13 protein-coding genes and 1 pseudogene are annotated in these 16,170 nt (G+C 64.1%); 5 read left to right on the top strand and 9 right to left on the bottom strand.

The genetic code is table 11. The features are described 5' to 3' along the window. Positions 1-234, top strand: a pseudogene (locus ACFVSI_RS14845) (serine protease); the annotation flags it as partial. Between the two features lie 32 nt (positions 235-266). Here ACFVSI_RS14845 and ACFVSI_RS14840 read toward each other — a convergent pair. Beyond that, a complete protein-coding gene (locus ACFVSI_RS14840) occupies positions 267-1,553 on the bottom strand; it encodes a GAF domain-containing protein (RefSeq protein WP_387825025.1) in 1,287 nt (428 codons plus the stop codon). 443 nt (positions 1,554-1,996) lie between these two features. Here ACFVSI_RS14840 and ACFVSI_RS14835 point away from each other — a divergent pair, with 443 nt between their 5' ends. Then, on the top strand, positions 1,997-3,547 hold the full coding sequence (locus tag ACFVSI_RS14835) for a hypothetical protein (RefSeq protein ID WP_387825022.1): 1,551 nt from the start codon (positions 1,997-1,999) through the stop codon (positions 3,545-3,547). Positions 3,548-3,582: 35 nt separating this feature from the next. On the opposite strand, the gene ACFVSI_RS14830 is transcribed toward ACFVSI_RS14835, so the two are convergent. The 7 genes from ACFVSI_RS14830 to paaA all read right to left on the bottom strand — a co-directional run bounded on the left by ACFVSI_RS14830 (position 3,583) and on the right by paaA (position 9,518). Beyond that, a complete protein-coding gene (locus tag ACFVSI_RS14830; RefSeq protein WP_387825019.1) occupies positions 3,583-4,527 on the bottom strand; it encodes a lipid kinase in 945 nt (314 codons plus the stop codon). An 87-nt stretch (positions 4,528-4,614) separates the two neighbouring features. Beyond that, on the bottom strand, positions 4,615-5,394 hold the full coding sequence (locus tag ACFVSI_RS14825) for an enoyl-CoA hydratase/isomerase family protein (protein WP_387825012.1): 780 nt from the start codon (positions 5,392-5,394) through the stop codon (positions 4,615-4,617). A gap of 9 nt (positions 5,395-5,403) precedes the next feature. Beyond that, positions 5,404-6,609 carry a 1,2-phenylacetyl-CoA epoxidase subunit PaaE gene (paaE, locus tag ACFVSI_RS14820; protein ID WP_387825009.1) on the bottom strand — a complete coding sequence of 402 codons (1,206 nt, stop codon included), beginning with the start codon at positions 6,607-6,609 and terminating at the stop codon, positions 5,404-5,406. An 8-nt stretch (positions 6,610-6,617) separates the two neighbouring features. Continuing rightward, the gene (gene paaD, locus ACFVSI_RS14815; protein WP_387825006.1) at positions 6,618-7,175 is read right to left on the bottom strand and encodes a 1,2-phenylacetyl-CoA epoxidase subunit PaaD; all 558 of its coding nucleotides are present in this window, start codon (positions 7,173-7,175) and stop codon (positions 6,618-6,620) included. Between the two features lie 5 nt (positions 7,176-7,180). Further along, positions 7,181-8,098 carry a 1,2-phenylacetyl-CoA epoxidase subunit PaaC gene (gene paaC / locus ACFVSI_RS14810; RefSeq protein ID WP_387825003.1) on the bottom strand — a complete coding sequence of 306 codons (918 nt, stop codon included), beginning with the start codon at positions 8,096-8,098 and terminating at the stop codon, positions 7,181-7,183. After that, positions 8,095-8,523, bottom strand: a complete 429-nt coding sequence (paaB, locus tag ACFVSI_RS14805) for a 1,2-phenylacetyl-CoA epoxidase subunit PaaB (protein WP_387825000.1) — start codon at positions 8,521-8,523, stop codon at positions 8,095-8,097. Before paaB ends, paaC begins: the two co-directional genes overlap by 4 nt. Further along, entirely contained in the window at positions 8,523-9,518 is a 996-nt protein-coding gene (gene paaA, locus ACFVSI_RS14800; protein ID WP_377545683.1) for a 1,2-phenylacetyl-CoA epoxidase subunit PaaA, read from the bottom strand. The genes paaB and paaA overlap by 1 nt, the downstream gene beginning before the upstream one ends. A 247-nt stretch (positions 9,519-9,765) precedes the next feature. Between paaA and ACFVSI_RS14795 the strand changes: the two genes are divergently transcribed. Further along, on the top strand, positions 9,766-10,362 hold the full coding sequence (locus ACFVSI_RS14795) for a low molecular weight phosphatase family protein (protein ID WP_387824996.1): 597 nt from the start codon (positions 9,766-9,768) through the stop codon (positions 10,360-10,362). Positions 10,363-10,372: 10 nt separating this feature from the next. Here the strand turns inward: ACFVSI_RS14795 and ACFVSI_RS14790 are convergent, their stop codons facing one another. Then, a complete protein-coding gene (locus ACFVSI_RS14790) occupies positions 10,373-11,371 on the bottom strand; it encodes a LysM peptidoglycan-binding domain-containing protein (protein WP_387824994.1) in 999 nt (332 codons plus the stop codon). A gap of 432 nt (positions 11,372-11,803) precedes the next feature. On the opposite strand from ACFVSI_RS14790, the gene ACFVSI_RS14785 reads away from it, so the two are divergent. Both ACFVSI_RS14785 and ACFVSI_RS14780 read left to right on the top strand, forming a co-directional pair. Then, positions 11,804-15,259: a response regulator gene (locus tag ACFVSI_RS14785; RefSeq protein WP_387824992.1), complete on the top strand. Its 3,456-nt coding sequence runs from the start codon at positions 11,804-11,806 to the stop codon at positions 15,257-15,259. Continuing rightward, positions 15,256-16,167, top strand: coding sequence for a diguanylate cyclase (locus ACFVSI_RS14780; protein ID WP_387824989.1), 912 nt, complete (start codon positions 15,256-15,258; stop codon positions 16,165-16,167). Before ACFVSI_RS14785 ends, ACFVSI_RS14780 begins: the two co-directional genes overlap by 4 nt. Positions 16,168-16,170 lie beyond the last annotated feature (3 nt).

The raw sequence follows: 16,170 nt of genomic DNA, 5'->3' as shown, positions 1-16,170 counted from the left end.
CTGTACCCCGGCAACGGCTCGGGTGGCTGGTTGGGCCGGACCCAAGTCGGCCAAGGCTGGAACGTCATGACCGCCATCATCGGCTCAGGTGACTACAGCGGGGACGGCAACACAGATCTCCTGGCCGCCGACAGGAACGGCGTCCTCTGGCTGTACCCCAGCAACGGTTCCGGGAGCTGGCTGGGCCGCAGCCAGGTCGGCTCGGGCTGGGGATCCATGACTCCTGTCCCCTAAGCCGTCGTTGGATAGGGCAACCCGGACCGAGGCTACGCCCCGAACTCGCGGTCTCTCCGGGCCATCCGGGCCTGCAGCAGGCCGAGACGTGGGTCGTTGCCAGCGGTAGCTCCGGCCGCAGCCCACGCATCGAAGTCAGTGGCGCCCATGTCCGTGGAACACCAACGCAGCATGAGCTCCTGATCGCCACTGGCCCGCACGGATGCGCTGACGGCTGCGTTGAGCTCGTCGCGAAGGAGTTCAATTGCGAGGTTTCCGGAACGCGCAAGAAGCGGCGCACGGTATACCTCGAGAGCCTTCGCAACGCACCCCGCGCGCAAATGACCAGTAACCGTGGAGACGTCCGTAAGCACCTCCATGCCGGCAGCGAAGCGATACGGATTGGCCTCCACGATCTTCCCCAGTGCTGCCCGGATCCGGTGCATCTCCGTTCGAACAGAAGCGGCAGCACCGTCCTCACCGTGCACGTGATAAGCCAACTCGTCAGCGCTCCACCCACCCGAACGTGAGGCGAGCAAAGCCAGGATTTCGGCCCGGCGCAGTGTCAGCGGGAGGCGGGCACCGCCGTCGACCTCTGCTGTCGGCTTGTCCCCCAACAGGTTCAGCGTCAGGGTGGCGGGGGCCCCGTCGGCGACAGTGGCAGCCGGGCGACTGGACCGCAGCAGCTCTTCGGCCAAGCGCACAGCGCAACGCACCATGCGAAGGCTGTCCGGGGTGACGGTGTTGATTGGCCCGGAGACATCGAGGATTCCGAGGATCCGGTTGGTGTGTGGGTCCCGGATAGGTGAGGCCGTGCAAGCCCACTCGTGATGGGAACGGACCAGGTGCTCGGCGGACAACAGTTGCGCCGGCGCCCCAGTAACCAGGGCCTCGCTGATGGCGTTGGTGCCGATTCCCGACTCCGACCAGTCGGCACCCTCAACGAATTCCAACGCATCGGCCTGTCGGAGGGCATGGCTGCTTCCCACGCGCCACAGCACCTCTCCTTGATGGTCGGTGACGATCAGGAGGTGCCTCCCGTCCGGGGTTTCGTCGGCCAGAAGCTGCGTGAGCGCCGGAATCACGGGCGCCAACGGGTGACCGGCGCCGAGAGTCCGGGCCTCCTCCACCTCGTGCCGGCGCAAAGGGCTGTGCCGCTCGGGGTTGATTCCAAGCGCCAGGGAACGCTGCCAGGACTCCAACAACGACGCCGGAATATGGGGATCCGGGCGGCCGGAGATGGTTGCTTCATGGGCTTTGCGGAGGATGCGCGCGTACTCAGACGGTGCGGATAGCCTCAGGCCATCAATGCGCGCTGCGTCAGCAGTGACACTTGGCATGCAGATTCCTCCAACTCACCATCGAATTGCCGGACCACGGTCGGGGGCGTGCGCCGCCTCTTCAGTGTAGCCGGGCCCGCGGCACATTGTGTTGCGGGTCACAAACGCCGTGGCTGCGGAATCTCCCCCAAAAATGCGACACGATTCCGCCGCGACACGCACTGCTTTGATGTGAGGCTGTCCGATTTTTGGGGGACGGGGGACGGCCGCAGTTGGGAGGCAGGAGCCTCGCCAACCAATCACGGAGCGCCGCCTGGCCTTTGGACGACGAAGCCAGCGGCGCCTTTGGCTGCTTTCCCCCCTTCCCCAGCAGCAGCCAGTGTGGCCGGCCCTGACGTAAGACGCCCTCAGGTCCGGCCACACAGCCTATGGCTGTGACTTGACTCCAGTGGCTGTAGTCTCTATGTGAGCCACGTCTCGATGGCCTTTTTTCTGGGGGAACTTTGACTCATTCTCGACCCGCGATGCTCCGTGCCCGCTTCACATCGCTTGGACTCGGTGCACTGGCGATCGGCTCGGCCGTCCTGCTCTCTGCGTGCACCATGCTTCCGTTGCCCCGTCCGGCCGAATCCAGCACAAGCACGCCGCCTGCCTCCGCAGAAGTACCGGACCGCAACAAGGAACCCGCGACGGCGGCCTGGGAAGTTGCGCTGGAACCCATCGGTCAGCCGGTGGTCGCCGACGGTGTGGCACTGGTCTACACCCGTGTTTCCGGCGGAGTGGAAGCGCATGCCCTCTCTGTGGCCACTGGCAAGGAGTTGTGGAAGCAACCGGTTCACCCGGGATTGGACTCCCCCGGCACTCCCCTGGAACCCGTTGTTACCAGGACTTATTCAGGGAAGAGCGCAGCCATTTTCCTGCAGGCAGCCACCCCGCCGGCCGACAACGGCGGCTTCACCTGGTGGACCGCCCCAGTGGCCTTTGACCTGACAACGGGCAAGGAACTGTACCGCGGCAAGGCAGAACTTATCACCACCCGGCCCTACGCCTGCGACGACGTCGATGACATGTGCTTCATCACCTTCGACAAGGACTATGGGTCGTTTGAGCACTGGGTCGATCTGGACCTGGGTGAGGATGAGCCAGACATTACCCCACTGTCCGGAGTGTTCCGGCCGGTCGGCAAGGAGCTGTACTCCGTGGGGTCCGGGGGCGCGGAATCACTTGCCCATGTCCGGCACGGCGAGGTGGTCTGGAAAGTAGAGCTGGAAAAGATGTTCGGGAAGGGAGCCAGCGCGGATTTGGGTGCGCACTTCGTGTACTCCGAAGAACTGGACCTCTACGTGGGCTCTGTCGGCATCAACCCAACGCCTTACGCTCGCGACAAAGTGACCAAGGAAACCCACTCGATGAAGCTGCGCGACACAACAAAAACAGTTGGGTTCCGCGCATCCAGCGGTCGGGTTCTGTGGACGGCGGACGGTTCCCAGGTTGAGTGTTCCGACACTATGGGCACTCAGGCCACAAAGCTGGAGGGCGGCGACGCTTTCCCCGTTCGCTGTGAGTACGAGGATGGCTTCATCGAATTTCCCTCCGGAACCTACCGGGGCGGTCTTTCGAAGGTGGTTGGCTACGATCCCCTCACGGGAAGTGCCGCATGGGAGAGCAAGCCGGTAGAGGTGCGCAGCTGGGGCGTCACTGGCCTCATACCCTCGGCGAGCCACGGCGAATTTGTCATCACGGGTAACCCCTTCAAGTCGAATCTGATGGATACCCGCACTGGAAAGTTCCGCGGAGCCAGCTTCGAGGACGCCTTTGTGTGCTGGAAATATGGCTCGTATGAAGTACCTGCAAAGCGCACCGAGCAGGATTATTCCGGCGACGGAACTGCCGCTGGACGTTTCATCGCCTTCCCGTGCCTCAAGAGCGGCTCCGCTGCGCCGGCCTTCACCTACGGCGCCCTCACTGACGTGAGCACCACCGACCAAGACATGGCCGTCATCTCCCTGGAAGGGAAAGTGGCCGGATACAAGCTCCTCAAGGAGTTCGTCTAGCGCTTTTTTGCCGGACCGTCTTGAATGACTCCAGCTCAGGTCCTCGCCGGACCATCGAACGTCGCGGTCGTGGTCCCCTGTGCCACGACCACATGCACCGCGTTCCGCTGCACGGTGAAGTCCGTCGGCGTTTCGGTGGCGATCTCGCCGTCGAGGTTCACGGACATCGGACGCTCGGTGACCAGACGCACCCGCCGCGTCGCCAGATGGAACACGCGATCATGGTCAATGAAGCTTCCGTCTTTGAGCAACCGCGCGATCTTCACGTGCTCCCGGAGTGGTGCCGCAAGGATCGCGTAGATGTCGAGCATGTGGTCATCGATTCCGGCCATCGGGGACACCGTGTTGCCCCCGCCATAGTGCCGGCCGTTTCCCACCGCCACCTGCAGCAAGTCCTCGAGTTCCAGGGTGGAGTGGTCCCCGTCAGGGAACTCCAGCCTGGCGCGGAACGGTTTATGCCGCGCGTAGGCCTTGACTGTGGCAACCCCATAAGCCAATGGGCCGATGCGCTTTTTCAGTTGCGGGCTCAGTGCCTCGGTCACGCCCACTGAGAGACCCACGGAAGCGACGTTCAGGAACGGTTGGTCGTTCGCCCTGCCAAGGTCTATGTCGACGACTTTGCCGTCCGCGATCACGGCACAGGCGTCAGCGAGTACGCCAGGTATCTCGAGCGTACGGGCGAGGTCATTGGCGGTGCCCAGCGGGAGGACACCCAAGGCGGTCCCGGTTCCCGCCAACAATCCAGCCGCATAGCTCACAGTGCCGTCCCCGCCACCGACAACCACCAGGTCATGCTGCTCCGCAATCACCCGCTCGAGGGTCGGTCCCAGTTCCGCGCCGGAGGAAACGGCTTGCGCCGAAGAAATGGGCAGTCCTGCCTGACGGAGCATGTCCACCGCCGGCCCACTGGCCGCGGCACCTCGACGCGAGGCTGCGTTGATCACGACGGCGGCGGAGCGCACCTCACGGACGGACTTCATGGGGACTATCGTAGGCGGACGCACCTTGGAGAAACCTCCAAACGTGGTTCGGGCGTCCCGCGTGCAGCGCTGACAGGGTTGGGTGTACTAGCCCTTGAAAACCGGCGCCCGCTTCTCCTGGAACGCCCGGAAACCTTCGGCATAGTCGTCGGTCTTGCAGAGGCGGGCCTGCTCGGTGTTCTCCTCGGCCATGGACTCCCACAGGCCCAGTCGCTGATCGCGGATGTGCGCCACCAGCTCTTTGGACGCAACGAAGGCCTGGGTAGCGCCAGAAGCCACCCGCTCCACAATGGAGCGGGTCATGGCCAGCAGGGCGTCGTCCGGCATGGCCCTGCTGAAGAGTCCCTGCGCCACGGCCTCGGTTCCCGAGATGAGGTCCGCGGTGTAGATCAGATCCAGCGTGCGGTGCATGCCCAGGCGCTCGGTGAAGTACCAGTGCCCACCGGAATCCAGCGTCGCCCCGAGCTTGGCAAAGGGCGAGCCGAACTTGGCATTCTCCGCCACGTACACCACGTCCGTCGCGAGCAGGAGACCCAGTCCAACACCGAGGCAAGCTCCGTGCGCGGCGGCGAAGGTGGGCGCAGGAAAAGCAGCCATCTTCTTCAACAGCGGCTCAACCAAACCGCCCAGGTAGGCCTGCGCGTCGTCGGTTTCCGGCGTGACGCCCGCAATGTCGCGGCCTGCGCAGAAGGCGCGCCCCTCTCCGCGAAGCAGCAGCGCCCGCACCTCGCCACGGGAGGCAGCGGCAGCGGCGTCGTCGTACGCCTTGCCCAACTCAAGCAGCGCGTCCTCGTTGAGCGAGTTCAGCTTTTCCGGGGCGTTGAGGACAATTTCGGCAATGCCGTTGGCAATGGAGAGCTCGATCATGGGGACTCCTTAGACGTCGAAGTCGACGGTCACTTCTTCGCTGGTGGGGTGGGACTGGCAGGTGAGGACGTAGCCCTTGTCCAACTCGTCCTGCTCCAGGGCGTAGTTCTCGTCCATGGTCACGGTACCGGTGATCAGCTTGGCGCGGCAGGTGCCGCACACGCCGCCAGCACACGCGAACGGAACATCCGGACGGACACGCAGCGCGGCGTTCAGGATGGACTCGCGGGCGTGGGTCGGGCTGGCGACATCCCCGGTGAGGCCGTCCAGCTTGAAAGTGATCTTGTACGTGTCCTGCGACTCGTCCTCCACAACCGGGCGGCCGGCATGGCCCTCGGGACGGTCCGGGCGGCCGGTGGTGAACAGCTCGAACCGAATGTGCTCCGGCTCAACACCGCGGGCTGCGAGGGTGTCGCGGCACAACTGGACCAGCTCGAACGGCCCGCACAGGAACCACTCATCAACGTCGTCGGAGTGGATCGCCGAGGACAGCAGCGCCTGCAGCTTCTCAGCGTCGATGCGGCCCGTCATCAGGGGCGCAATCCGCTGCTCGCGGGACAGCACGTGGTGCAGTGCCAGTCGGGACGGGTACTTGTCCTTCAGGTCCGCCAATTCCTCCAGGAACATGACGTCCATGGCGGCCTTGTTGGCGTACACGAGATCGAACGTGGTCTCAGGATTGGCGGCAAGCAGCGTTCGGGCAATGGCAATCACCGGAGTGATGCCCGAACCCGCAGCGATCGCCACGAAGTTGCCCGGCTCCCCCGCCAGCTCCTCCGGGTGGTTCATCGAGTTCATGACGTTGTGCTGGACAGCGGAGCCGTCCTTGCCGTGCCGGGAGATGAAGGCACCCTGCGGGCTCATAACGTCCAGGACGTCGCCAGCCTTCAATTCAGCGTTGGCCCACGTCGAAAAGAGGCCACCGAGGTCCTTCTTGATCGCCACCCGGATCTCGCTGCTGCCGTCCTCGAAGCTGCGCGGCTCCGCACAAATCGAGTAGCTGCGGCGGACCTCGTGCGGCTCACCGTTCTCATCGGGCAACGTGGTGCGTAAGGCGACGTACTGGCCGGGAAGGTAGTCGTACTGGCCGGCCAGTTCGGCCGGAACACCGAACGTGACCTCGATGGCGTCGTCCGTCAGTCGCCGGACTTCCGCGACGGTCAGGTTATGGAAAGACGCACGACGGCGGCTGGCCGTCTGTGTTTCGGTGGTCATGGATTTCCTTAGAGGACTTTGAAGTAGTCGAACGGTTCCTTGCAGTCCTGGCAGACAAAGAGCGCCTTGCAGGACGTGGAACCGAAGCGGGTGAGTTCCTTGGTGTTCAGCGACGAACACTGCGGGCATTTCACGGCGAGGCTGAGCCGTACCGGACCGGAATGGCCACCGGCAGCGGCACGGCCACTCGGCGGCGCGATGCCGTACTCCTCCAGCTTGGCCTTGCCGGACTCGGTCATCCAGTCCGTGGTCCACGCCGGGGACAGCACCAGGTTGATGGCCACGTTGGCGTAACCGGCTTGGGTGAACGCCGCGCGCAGGTCATCGCCGATGGCATCCATTGCCGGGCAACCCGAGTACGTGGGCGTGATGGTGACCTCGACGGCGGTACTTGCCGGGCCGCCGTCGTGCGCGCCTTCAGCGGTTGCAGCCTCGGGCGAGTCAACAACCCGCACGCCGCGCAGGATCCCCAGGTCCTCAATTGTGAGGACCGGGATCTCCGGGTCGCAGACCGTGGAGGCGATCTCCCAGGCCCGCTGCTCGGCGGTCATTGCGATGGTAGCCATCTCTGTCACCAGCTCGCACCCGGGTGTTCGCGGGCCAGGACCTGCATTTCGGCCAGGATGAAGCCCAGGTGCTCGGAGTGCTTGCCGCGCCGGCCGCCACCCAATGACTGGGGAACGTTGGGGAGCTCCAGCTCTGCTTCGGCGAGAATCTCGCCGGTGAGGCGGTCAAAGGCCTCGCGGAGGCTGGAGGGCTGCACAGTGACGCCGGCTTCGCTGAGGCGCGTGGTGAGCTCGTCGTCCTCGAAGATTTCTTCCACGTATGGCCATACCAGCTTGAAGCCCTGAATGATCCGCTTCCGGGATTCGTCCGTGCCGCCGGCCAGTCGCAGGACCCACTGTGCACTGTGGTCGCGGTGGTAATCCACTTCCTTCACGGCCTTCGCGGAGATGGCAGCGATGGTTGGATCGGTCGATTCCATGAGCGCCGTGTAGAGCTCGAACTGGTAAAAGCTCACAATGAACTGCCGGGCGATGGTCACCGCAAAGTCACCGTTGGGCTGCTCAAACAGATGCGCTGAGCGGAATTCGTGCTCGCGGCGGAAGTAGGCGAGGTCGTCCTCGGACTTCCCCCAGGCAGCACCGGCGTAGGTCAGGAAAGAGCGCGCATGGCCCAACTGGTCCAGCGCGATGTTGCCCAAGGCGATGTCTTCCTCAAGCTCGGGAGCACGGGAAATCCAGTGACCCAGGCGCTGGGCGAGGATCAGTCCGTCGTCGCCCAGGCGAAGGGCGAACTCTGCCACGTCCTCAGTCGGCTTGACCTGGCCGCGGCTGATTTCCAGGGCAATGTCCTCAGGACGCAGAGCGTTCCCCGGAGTGATGCGGGTGGCACTGGCGGAACCATCGCCGGAGGCACCGGCGCCGTGGACGCCGACGGAGATGTCGCCGTGGCCTTCGATGGCGAAGTCGGTCTCGTTGGTACTCACAGGTGCTTCACGCCTTCGCTCTTGGTGTAGTACGTCGCGTGGCGGTAATCCTTGCCCTGCGGCGACTCGAAGAAGGAACCCTTGGAATCGGGATCACTGGAGGAAATGGCCTCGGCCGGGACAACCCAGATGGACACGCCCTCGTTACGGCGCGTGTACAGATCGCGGGCGTTGCGAAGGGCCATGGCGGCGTCAGGAGCGTGCAGCGAACCAGCGTGCACGTGGGACAGCCCGCGACTGGAACGCACAAAGACCTCCCAGAGCGACCACGGGTGCTCTTCCTTGGCGCCACCCGCGGTGACCTTCGCGGCTGAGGCAGGTGCCGCCGTCGTGCTTTCCGCCGTGGAGGCAGCCACCTTGGGGGCTTCGCGCTTGATCTCGCCGGCAGCGCTGGCCGGTTCTTCCGGGTTTCCGTGGGGAGCCATTATGCTGCGTTCACTTTCTCTGCTTGCTTGCGGGCGTACGCCACTGCTGCTTCCCGAACCCAGGCACCGTTCTCGTGTGCCTCGCGGCGGCGCTCGACGCGCTGCGAGTTGCAGGGACCGCGGCCGGCCAGGACTTCCTTGAACTCGTTCCAGTCCAGGGGTCCGTGCTCCCACTTCTTGGTTTCTTCGTTGAAACGGATGTCCTTGTCAGGCAGGGTCAGTCCGAGGACCCGGACCTGCTCCACCATCATCCCGACGAACCGGCTGCGCAGCTCGTCATTGCTGAACCGCTTGATGTTCCACGCCATGGACTGCTTGGAGTTGGGTGAATCGTCATCCGGTGGGCCGAACATCATCAGAGACGGCGCGTACCAGCGGTTCACTGCGTCCTGGGCCATCTGCTTCTGCGCAGGCGTGCCGTTGGACAGTTCCAGCAGGATCTCGAAACCTTGGCGCTGGTGGAAGGACTCTTCCTTGCAGATACGCACCATTGCGCGTCCGTAAGGACCGTACGAGGCACGGCACAATGGCACCTGGTTGCAGATGGCCGCGCCATCCACGAGCCAACCGATGGCACCCATGTCTGCCCAGGAAATCGTGGGGTAGTTGAAGATCGACGAGTACCGGGCCTTGCCGGCGATGAGGTCTTCCATCATCTGGTCCCGGGACTGTCCCAGCGTCTCTGCTGCGGAGTAGAGGTACAGGCCGTGGCCCGCCTCGTCCTGGACCTTGGCCATGAGGATGGACTTGCGCTTGAGGCTCGGCGCCCTGGTGATCCAGTTGGCTTCCGGCTGCATGCCGATGATTTCCGAATGCGCGTGCTGCGAGATCTGGCGCAGCAACGTCTTGCGGTAAGCCGCCGGCATCCAGTCGCGCGGTTCGATCCGCGAGTCCTCCGAGATGATGCGATCAAAGTACGCCTGACCGGCTGCCTCCCGCTCCTGTTCCTCCGGGGACAGCTCAGCGGGCACTGACTGCAGATTCTGCGATGCCATGGTTGCTCCTAATAAATTACCGACCGTTCGTTCAGAATATGCGGAGCGGGTGATTGCCGTCAAGCGTTCGGCGCATGGCGCTGTGGATGATTGGCGCATGGCGCCGTGGATGATTGGTGCATGGCGCCGTGGATGAATTCAGCCTCTTTCAATGCTCTGGCGTTGTTGACAAGGCTCCTGAGAATCCCCGTGTTAACTTGGGGTGGGGCCTCAACCGTCCCGCGCCATCGCAAGGAAAGAGCTCTACGTGGAATCGCCCCAGCCCTTCAGGATCCTCACCGTCTGCACCGGAAACATCTGCCGCTCCCCCGTGGCCGAACGACTGTTGCAGGCCGGGCTCAACCAGGTAAGCCATGGATCATTCGAAGTCCGCAGCGCCGGTACCAGGGCCCTGGTAGGCGAACCCATCCAGCCGCTGTCCGCCAAGATCATCAGCACCTTCCGCGGGACGCCGGACGACTTTGCCGCCCGGCAGCTGAACCAGAAGATCCTCCGCGAAACCGACCTGGTGCTGGCCATGACCTCCAAACACCGCGGCGAAGTCCTCCAGCTGGACGCGTCACTGCTGAAGCGCACCTTCACCGTCCGCGAATTCGCCCGCATGCTGGCCGTCCTGGAAACGCGCGACGACGCTCCCGCCACCGGGAACATCGTTGACTTCTGGCGCGCCCTCCCGGCCCGTGCAGCCTCAGTGCGGCACCTGGCATTGCCGTCCGATCCTTCAGACAACGACGTGGTAGACCCCTACCGACGAGCGGAAGAGGTCTACCACCAGATGGAGGATCAGTTGGCCCCGGCCATCCTGGGTATCCTCCGGTTCGCGCGCCTGACGGCGCCGGCCTAGGTGTCACTTATTAGTTGAGGGCGATCACCAGCATCTGGTTGGTGCCCGGGATGCAGGTCTGCAGGACGACGGCGGGGAAGCCGCCGAACACTGCTGCCACATCATTGGTGGTTCCGGGGTTGGGAACTTGTCCCCTGCCCGTGGCGGTGAACGTTCCGTAGCCTGGAATGGACACGGTCTCTCCTACACCGATTCCCGAGAAGCGGGCCCACCCTCCGCAGAAGTCGTGTTCCGTGATGAACACGGCATAAGCGTTGGTTGGGGTGTAGTTGATCGGCCCGATGCAGGCATCCACCAGCGACTGGCCGCCGGCGCCTGCAACATAGATGGTCCTGACGGCCGGTGCTGGCGCGGGAGCTGCGACCACTGCGGGTGCTGCTGCGGCCTGGGCTTGTGCCACCGGAGCCTGGGGTGCCGGCGCTGGTGCTGCAACCGGGGCAACGGGCGGACCCGTGAGCTTCAGGACTTGTCCCGGGACAATCACCGAGTAGGCGCTCAGGCCATTGGCAGCCAACATCGCGTTGACGTCCACACCGAACCTTGCGGCGATGCTGCCCACTGTGTCACCGGATACCACCGTGTAGAGGTTGGGATCACCCGCTGGGGCTGCCGGAGGAGCCGGCTCGGCGACCGGTGCTGCTTCAGCGACCGGCGCTGGTGCTGCAGCTGGTTCAGCCGCGGGAGCGGCAGCCGGTACGTCAGCAGCCGGGGCCGCTGCTGCCGCAGCTGCTTGGGCTCCCGCGTCCTGGGCCGGCGCGGTTGACGCCGCGCTGCTTGCCGGTGCTGATGGCACTGCCTCAGGTGCGGCTGCTTGCTCATTCGATACCGCTTGTTCGGTACCGGCCGGGTGGGTAGCCCAATTGACCACCCCGAAAATCACGGGAATCAACGCCAGTATTGCCAGGACCGCACCGGCAATCATGAGCTTGGATTTGCTGAAGGGTGGTTGCCGGCCGACACCGCTGTTTTTGTTCAGTGACGTTTGTAGCTCTACATCATTCATGTTCATGGGAACTCCGGGACTCCATGGCTGGGACCGCGCGTTGGAGCCTTTGTGGCCCGGTAGAGAAAGCGCAGCTATGTATTGGGAGGTGCACCGCCGCATAACGACGGGGTGCGATCCACCGCTGAGCCGGAGGAACGGAATTGCAATAAACCCCTGCGAATTCAAATATAGGAATTGGGTATTGCCGTCTGCACGAGTAGGAGCTACTCGACTTTCCCCTGGGAGCAGGCACACGGCCGTCAGGTAATACGCGGATTCAGGGAACGGACTACTTGGCAGTACTCAGTCCGGTGCCGCCCGGGCACGTGGTGTCAAGCGTTCTTAACAGGACATTTATTGTGCCCTGAACGGGTGTTTTCAGCGTATGCTCTCCTCAGCGCAGCTAAGACGGCGTTGTTCGCTTTTGGTGGGGCCACTTTTGAAGGCAGGGGTTCAGTGGCGGGAGTGAAGCACGAGGTTCTGTCCAAGCGCTCGTGGTCGGGACGCGGTTTGCCGTTTTTCCTGATCGCGGCAGGCTTTTGCGCAGTGCTGCTGGTGGTTGGGCTGACCAGCGGTAATGGCACCCACACTGCACAGCTCGCGGGCGACCTTGCGATCCTCACCGCCGTACTGACCGCCTTGGCAACCCACACCCGTGCAGCCCTCAAACAGCCGCACTCCACGGCTGGCCGCTGGTTCGTTGTGGCCGGGCTGGCTCTCTGGGGCGCCGGGCAAGCCATCTGGACTTTCAACGGCATCACCCTCGATCACGACTACCCTTTCCCGTCATTGGCCGACGTCGGTTTTGTTTGGTACGCGCTGCCGGCCTCCATAGGCCTGGTGCTGCTGTTGCGGGGGCAGGGGCTTCGACTGCCTCTGCGGCGCACTATCCTGGATGCCGGCGTGGTGGCAAGTTCCACTTTCTTCATCGCATGGAGTTCGGTGCTGGGCCCCCTGGCCAGTGCCAGGAACAGCGACCCTTTTGCCCGCGTCACGCAGATGGCCTACCCCATCGCGGATGTCTTCATGGTTTCGGTGGTCATCGTCCTCACCATGCGCGCAGCCCGCGGGCGCAGGCTTCCCTGGCTGAGCCTGGGCGTCGGTTTCTGGGTCCTTGCCCTGACGGACCTCGCTTACATGCGGCTCACACTGGAAGGCATCTCAGGCGTGACCGGCTCGCCCCTGGCGTTGGGTTGGGTTTCCGCCTTCCTGCTGGTCGCGTTGAGCCCGCTGATTCCGGAAACGGACAGTACCCGCAAGGACGGCCGCGGCTACGCCGTAGCTCTCGAATTGCTGCCGTACCTCCCGGTCTTCAGCGCAGTGTTCTTTTCCCGGACAGGCCCCATCGGCGCCGATCGCGTCCTCCTGGTCACCGGTTTGATAGTCCTGGGGTTCGTTATCGTGCGGCAGGTGCTCATCGTCGTCGAAAATGTGACCCTCACCCGCGACCTCGAATCGAAGGTGGCCGAACGCACGGCCGAGCTTGAAGGGCTCGGTGCGATCGTCAATTCCTCAGGCGATGCCATTGTTGGCGAGACCCTGGACGGCGTCATCACCAGTTGGAACCCCGGCGCGGAAAAGATCTTCGGATACCCGGCCGCCGAGGTGATCGGCACGAAAGGCGACTTCTTCATCCCGGAGGGCGTGCGGGAGAAGGAGAGGCAGGTGCTGGATACCACGGCGCGGAACGGCGATGTCCAGAACTACGAAACACAGCGTAAACGCGGCGACGGTGCAATCATCCCAGTGTCGGTCACCCTGTCCCCGGTTCGGAGCGGGTCCGGGATCCGCGGAGTGGCCTTCATTTCGCGTGACATTACCGAACGCAAAGCCGCCGAAGCAGAGCTGCTCGCCGCCCGGGAAGCCGCCCTCGAAGCGAGCAGGCTCAAATCGGAATTCCTGGCCACCATGAGCCACGAGATCCGGACACCCCTGAACGCCGTCATTGGATTGACCTCTCTCATGATGGACACTCCACTCACTGAAGGACAACGGCAGTACGCCCAAGGCGTGAAAGGTGCCGGCGAGGTCCTCCTCACCCTGATCAACGACATCCTGGACTTCTCCAAACTCGAAGCCGGAAAAGTAGATCTGGAGGTCACGGCCTTCGATCCGCGGGCCTTGGTGGAAGAAGTGGCCGGCCTGGTTACTGAAGCCGCACAGGGGAAGAACCTTGAACTCATTTCCTACTGCCACCCGGATGTCCCCGGACGGCTCATGGGCGATTCCGGCCGGATCCGGCAAATCCTGGTGAATCTCTCCTCCAACGCCGTGAAATTCACGCCATCGGGAGAAGTGGAAATCAAAGTCTCCGTGCTGGCCTCCGACGACGGCCACGCCTCGCTGCGCTTCGAAGTCCGGGATACGGGAATCGGCATCAGTCCCGAAGACCACCACCGCCTGTTCGAATCATTCGCCCAGGCTGATGCGTCCACCACGCGCCGCTACGGCGGCACCGGGCTGGGACTGGCAATATCCCGGCGGCTCACCGAAGCGATGGCCGGACGGATTGGCCTGGACAGCGAGCTGGGCAAGGGCAGCACGTTCTGGTTTGAACTGTCGCTGCCCATCGGTCCGGCGGCAGCAGAGAACCTTACGCTGCCGGCCACCCTTGCGGGCCGCCGCGTCTTGGTGGTGGACGATAACGCCACCAACCGCCTCGTACTGGAGACACAGCTGGACAGCTGGGGAATGGCGCCCGTCTCAGTGGCCGATGCGTCCACCGCGATGACCGAATACCGCAACGCCGTCCTGGAGGGTCACCCCTACGACATTGCCGTGGTGGACATGTGCATGCCCGACACCGACGGTTTGGAACTCGCACGTCAGATCAACAGCGAGAGCTCCCATCCGGGACAGCCAGCGATCATTCTCCTGACCTCCACCATGATGGTGGACAAGGTTGACCTGGCGACGGCCGGAATCCGGGAGTACCTCACCAAGCCCGTTCGGAGTTCCGAGTTCTACAACCGGCTCCTTCGCCTCATGGCCACCAGGTCCACCGGCGTATCGGCCCCACCGTCACCGGTACCTTCGCTTCCGTCAGAGGAGCCCAATGACCGACTGGGCACACTGCTGGTGGCAGAGGACAACGAAGTCAACCAGCTTGTGGCACGTGGCATGGCCAACCGGCTCGGTTACGCCGTGGACATCGTTGAGGACGGCGCCCAGGCCGTCACGGCTGCATTGACCGGGCGCTACGCGGCGGTGCTCATGGACTGCCATATGCCGGTCATGGACGGATTCGACGCCACCCGGGCCATCCGCGCCCGCAATGGGCACTCAGCCCGCATCCCCATCATCGCCATGACCGCCGGAGCCCTGAACGAGGACCGCGAGCGCTGCTTCGCCGCCGGAATGGACGACTACATCAGCAAGCCTGTGGACCTCGCAACGCTGCGGGCAGTCCTCGCGCGTTGGGTCCCGCAGGTTGACGAACCGACGACGGCGGAAGGCGGGACCGCTGGCACGCCGGCTGCCGGTGGGGAGGCCGTTGGGGAGGCCGTTGGGGAGCCGTCGCAGGCGGCGGAAGCACCGCCGTCGGACGCTGTTGTTCTTGACACCGGGCGGCTGCAGATCCTGCGCGAACTCGGTCCCGACGACGGCGTGGGACTGCTGCCGGCGGCCATCGAGGCCTTCCGGCAGGATGCCGCGGGCACCGTGGCGGCGCTGCGTTCCGCACTCGACGCCGGTCAGGCTGCCGGAGTGCAGGCGGCGGCACATAAGCTGGCCGGCGCAGCGTCCAACATCGGAGCTGTCGGAGCGGCGGCCTTGTGCAAGGAACTGGAGATGCTGGGACGGGAGGCCGCACCTGGGCTGGAAATTGAAGGATCCCGGCTGTTGGAACGGCTGACGTCGGAACTGGCCGGGGTGGACCACGCCCTGGAGCGCATCCTGTTGGGGGCCCTGTGAAGATCCTTATTGCGGACGATGATCAAATTTCGCGGATGATCACCAAGGCAGCCGTGGAGCAATCCGGGCATGAGTGCATCGTGGCCGTGGATGGCGACTCGGCGTGGCAGCTCTTCAAAGAGCACAGCCCCGAAGCTGTGGTGACTGACCTGATGATGCCGGGACTCAACGGGCTGGACCTTTGCCGTGCGATCCGGGCCGCCGAAGGGGACCGGTACACGTACGTCATTCTGGTGACCTCCCATGGCTCGCGTCAGGACGTCCTCGCCGGGATGGAAGCCGGAGCCGACGACTACGTCACCAAGCCACTGGACCCGTTCAATCTGCACATCAGGCTGTTGGCCGCCCAGCGCATCACGTCCCTGCACGCGGACCTGGCCCGCTACCGGTCGGCCCTGACGGAACAGGCCCGCACAGACCCCCTGACCAAGGTGCACAATCGGCTCAAGTTGTCGGAGGATCTGGGGGACCTTCAGGACGGGAGCCGAGGCTACTGCCTGGCCATGGTGGATGTCGATAACTTCAAAAGCTACAACGACATCTACGGGCATCAGGCAGGCGACGCCGCGCTGGTGGCCATCGCCGCCACGCTGTCCGGCGAGATCCGGGCGTCCGATGCCGTCTACCGATTCGGCGGAGAAGAGTTCCTCTTGCTCCTCCGGGAACAGACCGCCGCTACCGCGGAGAAGGTCATGGAACGCATACGCTCAGCCGTGCACGATCTGCGGATCGAACACTCCGGCGACCCCGACGGCGTCCTGACCATCAGCGCAGGGATCTCCGCGTTCAAGGACGGGCGGCGCTCCGGAACCGAACAACTCTTGCGGGAAGCCGACCTTGCCCTGTACGCGGCCAAAGCTGCGGGCCGGAACAGGGTGGCATTGGCTGATTCCTTCCACGCGGAGTGACAG

This window comes from Paenarthrobacter sp. NPDC057981, from assembly GCF_042886835.1.
Taxonomy (GTDB): domain Bacteria; phylum Actinomycetota; class Actinomycetes; order Actinomycetales; family Micrococcaceae; genus Arthrobacter.
Note: the sequence above shows the minus strand (reverse complement) of the source record. Positions and strands in the feature narration are given on the sequence as shown.